The organism is Tritonibacter scottomollicae (assembly GCF_003003215.1).
GTDB lineage: Bacteria > Pseudomonadota > Alphaproteobacteria > Rhodobacterales > Rhodobacteraceae > Epibacterium > Epibacterium scottomollicae.
The window spans coordinates 1-4998 of sequence record NZ_PVUF01000046.1; the positions used below are offsets into that span (position 1 = coordinate 1).

Here is a 4998-nt window from a genome sequence, read left to right on the forward strand (position 1 = left end):
GAAAGCTGGGCCCTTGCGTGCGGCCATCCATTGACTGGCTGGATCGGCATGGGCGGTGAATTTGGGCTTAGCCGTCGTGGCAGCGCCAACAAGCCTCGTCATCCAAGGTGTCGAGATACTCACGCACTGCGCGCGGTGCATCATGGGGATCAACATCGCGAGCCGCCCAATCATCGGGATTGCTGGAGTTCTGTTTCTGTACGTCAGCGCTGATCAGGCTGGCATCGACGGCGAAGCCCTGACCGCCAACAAGCCCTTCCTCCATGCAGCGTGCCACGGTTGTCTCGAAGACATGGCGCAGCAGATCGCTCTCTCGGAAGCGACCATGGCGGTTCTTCGAAAAGGTGGAGTGATCCGGGATGCGATCATTCAGGTCGAGGCGGCAAAACCACCGATAGGCGAGATTCAGATGGACCTCCTCGCACAGTCGGCGCTCAGAGCGGATGCCAAAACAATATCCCACCAACAGCATTCGGATAAGCAGCTCAGGGTCGATGGATGGGCGACCCGTATGGCTGTAGAAATCCGCAAGATGAGCCCGGATGCTGCCCAGATCAACAAACCGATCAATCGACCGTAGCAGATGATCTTGCGGGACATGGTTCTCCAGCGAGAACTCGTAGAACAGCGCCGCCTGCGCCTCCTGCTTCGGTCCCATCATCGCCAAACCTCCCGCTCAATAACGGAATTGAATCAGCGATGCCTCCTGCAATCAAGGAAGAGTTTTTCAACAGAATCAGCCCATTGCGGCAGCGCCAAATTTGTTCTGCGCGCGCACGCAGCATGGAAACCTGCTGCGCCGCTACAAAACCACTGCTGCATTGCAGAGGGAAAAGCAGCCACTCAGGCAGCTTGCCGCAAGTCTGAAGCGTCGCCATGTGGTTTTAGCTGTCTATTGAACTTCTTATAGCCAGTCACCGCCTTGACCACGGCCAGCCGCAAGGCAGATGCGGTCGGCTTCGCGTCACATGGCGCTCGACGATCGTGGTCCCCCCGATACGGTTGCCCGGTCGGGAGGACCGTTCCTCTCGTGTCGCATATTTGTTGCTACGCGGCGTGCAGTTCCTGCGCTGGCCCGAAAAACTCGTAGAAGATACGGTTCTCGTCGACGCCAGCCTCCTTCAGCCCATTCACAGCCATCGCCATAAAGCCCTTTGGGCCACATATGTAGTATTCAGCCCGGTCTGTGCTGGTGTTCCGGGCCAGCCACTCCGGAGTGATGCGGCCTTCCACATCGAAGTTCGCTGCTTCCCGGTCTTCGGCACTGGGATCCTCAAAAAATGTGACACAACGGCGGGACAGGGATCTGGCCATATCCGGCATGACGTGATGCCTGCTGTTTTGTGTGGCATGCAGGTAGGTCGCAGAGCGACTGTTTGCGGCCAGATCCTCAAGCATGGAAATCATCGGCGTCAGCCCGACACCGGCCGACAGCAGGACAACCTCTGCCTCCAGTCCACTCTTCAGGAAAAACTCTCCGGCTGGTGCGGCAGCGTTGATCACGGTGCCTTCGACCGCCTGCTCATGCAGCCAGGTGCTTGCCAGGCCTCCCTGCTCTCGCTTTACCGTGATCCGGTAGAATTCATTCGATGGTCCCGAGGAAATCGAATAGTTGCGGCGCAGCTTGCCTGCTCCGGGCACCTCTAGATCGAAGGATAGATATTGCCCCGGCTTGTGCTTCAGTACAGGCTTGCCATCGGCGGGCTTCAGGATGAATGACATGACGTCAGCACTCTCCTGGATCCGTCGGTCGATCCGGAATTCCCGCCAGCCCCGCCAGCCGCCCTCAGCCGTTGCGGTTTCCTGATAAAGCTGCTCTTCGCGGTCGATCAGGATATTGGCCAGGAACCAATATGCTTCGCCCCAGGCGCGGATCACCTCCCCGGTTGCTGCTTCCTTGAGAACCCCTTCGATGGCGCCCAGCAGGGCGCTGGCGACATGGTCATAATGGCGGGGTTCAATTTGCAGTCCCACATGCTTGTTTGCAATACGCTCCACCGCTGCGGCCATCACCGGGAGGTTTTCGATGTTCTGAGCGTAGGCCAGTATCGCGTTGGTCAATGCCGCGTGCTGCGGGGAGTCACCGTTCTGGTGCGACTGGTTGAATAGCGTGCGGATTTCGGGATCGGCCAGCAGCCTGTTATACATCTCCGCTACAATCCCGCGCCCATGTTGCGCCATCGCCGGAACAGTCGCCTTTACGGTGTCGATGGTGGTTTGGCTGAGTGGCTGTGCCATTGCACGCTCCTGATATGTCGGTTGGCAGACTTGCGGTCTGCATCATGAGTTTCACAGCCTGAATCATTCAGGCTAGTTGCATGTATGATTGCAGGATTGAAAGATGCAACCCATATGAATATTAAAGGCGTGATCGGAGCCCCGCATGAAGCTGAACCTCACAACAGATTACGCGTTGAGAATTCTAATTTTTCTGGCGTCCAAACCCGAAGAACTGCACTCGATTGAGACATTGAGCCGCATCTACCGTCTGCCGCACAGCTCTTTGATGAAGATCGTCAGCGAGTTGGTCCGGCAAGGCTACGTCACGAGCGTTCGCGGCCGCTACGGCGGCATCAAGCTTGGACAGGCAGCCAGCGAAATCAATGTGGGGCAAGTCGTACGGATCATGGAAGAAAGCTTGGAAGTTGCCAATTGCGCAGAATGCGTGATCCAGCCTCAATGCGCGCTCCGAGTGGTCTTTGCCGAAGCGGTCAATGCGTTTCTGAGCGTCCTCGACCGCAGTACAGTCGCCGATCTGATCAGGAACAAAGCGGATCTGGTTCCGCTGCTGACTTTGTCAGAGGCGGCGGAAAATCCGTGAACCTGCAATAGAACCCAAACTGGGTACAGGCAACGGCTAGGGTAATAGCAGCGCGCCAATTGCAGTCGCCCCTGCCTGGGCACCTTTAGAGACCTTCCTATGCTCTACAGGGATCAGGCTGGAAATTGCGATGCCGTCGCCGTTCGGCCCGCCAACTGCAAGACACACCCCGTCATTGAGAAGGTAATCAAGGACGAAACGAGGCCGACCAAGTCTTCTTTCTGTTTGGGGTGCCGGAAAACTGTGGCTTCCAGCAAAAGCGCCATGAATGCTGCGATGTTGGAAGAAGATTCTTGCACCGCAGCGTTGCCAGCCGATAATACGTTTTCAAAATGCCTGTTTTGTGTGCAGCCTACCGGCGGGTGATTCATTTCCGGGCAGGCGGAGCCATGCAGCTGAAGTCAAATCTCTTGCGCCATCTCTCTCCGGCACTGCCGCCAGCACAGATGCGGGAAACCCTGCGCGCGGCGGCCGGCGCCGCGGCCGGGATTGGTGTTTGCGCGTTGTTCGCGCTTGTCTGGCCGGAAATCGCAGGGGTTCCAATGCACCTGCTCGCCCCCTTGGGAGCTTCCGCGGTTTTGATCTACGCCGTCCCAAATTCCCCGCTGGCACAGCCCTGGTCGGCGATCTGCGGCAATGTTGTTTCCGCCGTGGCAGCGGTTGCAGTCTTGCAAGCCGTACCCATGCCTTGGGGGCCGACATTGGCTGTGGCCGCAGCGATCATTGCTATGATGATTGCGCGGGCCTTGCATCCTCCGGGCGGGGCAATTGCCTTGCTGGCGGCACTGGACCCGGTGCCGGTCCTTGATGCCGGTTTTGCCTTTGCGATCGTGCCTGTTGGCCTTCTGACGGCCGCTTTGGTCCTGACGGGTATCATGGTTAACCGGGTCACAGGCCGAAAATACCCGTTCCGCCAATCCGTAGAGACGCCTGTGCAGCCGCAAGAGATCCGCCTGGGTCTCAGCAATGACGAACTGGAGGAGTTGCTGGAGCGCTTCCATCAATCAACTAACATCGGCGTGGCAGACCTGGGGCGGCTGCTTGCCGCCGCAGAGGAGGAAGCCGCGCAGCACCGGTTTGATGGTGTAATCTGCGGCAGCATCATGACGCAGAACCTGATCACGGTGACGCCCGATGTCCCAGCAGCGCAGATTGCGCAGTTGTTCCGCCGCCATTCCGTCAAAAGCCTACCCGTTGTGGACGCCAAGGAAAACTTCGTGGGGCTCATCCTGCAAAGCGATCTGATCGATGCGCTGATACGGGGCGGCGGCCGAAAGTTCCGCCCGCTGCGCCAAGGCAAACTGAGGGCGAAGCATGTGATGCAGCCGCCTGCCGGCAGTGTCCCGCATGACCTTCCGGTCGGCACTCTCCTGAACCGGCTTTCGCAGCATGGGGTGCAAACCGTGCCGATAACGAAGGATGGCCGCCTGGCAGGCACTCTCACGCGTACTGATATCATCTGTCTGCTTCTGCGAGGGGCGCAAAACCGATTGGCTGCGTAAGTTAGCCGGCACCATCATGGATTTGGCGACACATCTGCGCAGATCACTGACCTGGGACCAGGGCGCCGAGATGGCACAACACGCCCAGCTCTGGATCGATACAGGCCTCGACATCTACCTCTGCGACCCACAGAGCTCCTGGCAGCGCGGAAGCAACGAGAACACGAATGGTTTGCTTCGCCAGTACTTTCCCAAGGGAACGGACCTCAACGAACATGGCGCAGAAGAACTGAGCGCCGTTGCCCATGTTCTGAATACGAGGCCACGCAAGACGTTGGGCTGGCAAACGTCGGCGGAGGCACTCGACCGGTTGCTCAAACAGGATATGATGGAACGTGTTGCGACGACCTGTTGAATCCGCCCAGAGTTCGCCCATCAGTATCGAGCGAAGCTCAACGACCGCTTCGTCCGGCGTCTGGTGTATTGGATCAAGCTGCGGCGAAAGCACGGTTTCGGTTTGGGTCAAATCTCAGCCTTCGAACGACCGGTTTAGCGACGTCGGCTGCATCGCAGCGCTCAGCATGCCGCACCTGCGAACTAATTCTGCGCGAGCGAAGGCTCGAAATCGAATGACCGGAAAGTCCTGTGTGGATGGCTCCCTTTTTGCAAGTACCTTTTTCGTGCGTGGCAATTTGTCAGAAGCAGTCTTGTGTTCGGCCTGTTAGCGCGACACAC

At 58.2% G+C, this 4998-nt stretch carries 3 protein-coding genes and 2 pseudogenes; 3 read left to right on the forward strand and 2 right to left on the reverse strand.

Annotated features, from left to right (window positions below):
• Together CLV89_RS21950 and hmpA are read right to left on the reverse strand one after the other, a co-directional pair.
• Nucleotides 1-661 (reverse strand): annotated as a pseudogene (locus CLV89_RS21950) (transposase); the annotation flags it as partial.
• A gap of 386 nt (nucleotides 662-1047) precedes the next feature.
• Entirely contained in the window at nucleotides 1048-2238 is a 1191-nt protein-coding gene (gene hmpA, locus CLV89_RS21955) for an NO-inducible flavohemoprotein (protein ID WP_106165711.1), read from the reverse strand.
• 145 nt (nucleotides 2239-2383) lie between these two features.
• On the opposite strand from hmpA, the gene CLV89_RS21960 reads away from it, so the two are divergent.
• From CLV89_RS21960 to CLV89_RS21970, 3 genes and pseudogenes are all read left to right on the forward strand, one after another.
• Nucleotides 2384-2821, forward strand: coding sequence for an RrF2 family transcriptional regulator (locus CLV89_RS21960; RefSeq protein ID WP_106165712.1), 438 nt, complete (start codon nucleotides 2384-2386; stop codon nucleotides 2819-2821).
• A 389-nt stretch (nucleotides 2822-3210) separates the two neighbouring features.
• A complete protein-coding gene (locus tag CLV89_RS21965; protein WP_106165713.1) occupies nucleotides 3211-4323 on the forward strand; it encodes an HPP family protein in 1113 nt (370 codons plus the stop codon).
• Between the two features lies 1 nt (nucleotide 4324).
• A pseudogene (locus CLV89_RS21970) lies at nucleotides 4325-4678 on the forward strand (IS30 family transposase); the annotation flags it as partial.
• Nucleotides 4679-4998 lie beyond the last annotated feature (320 nt).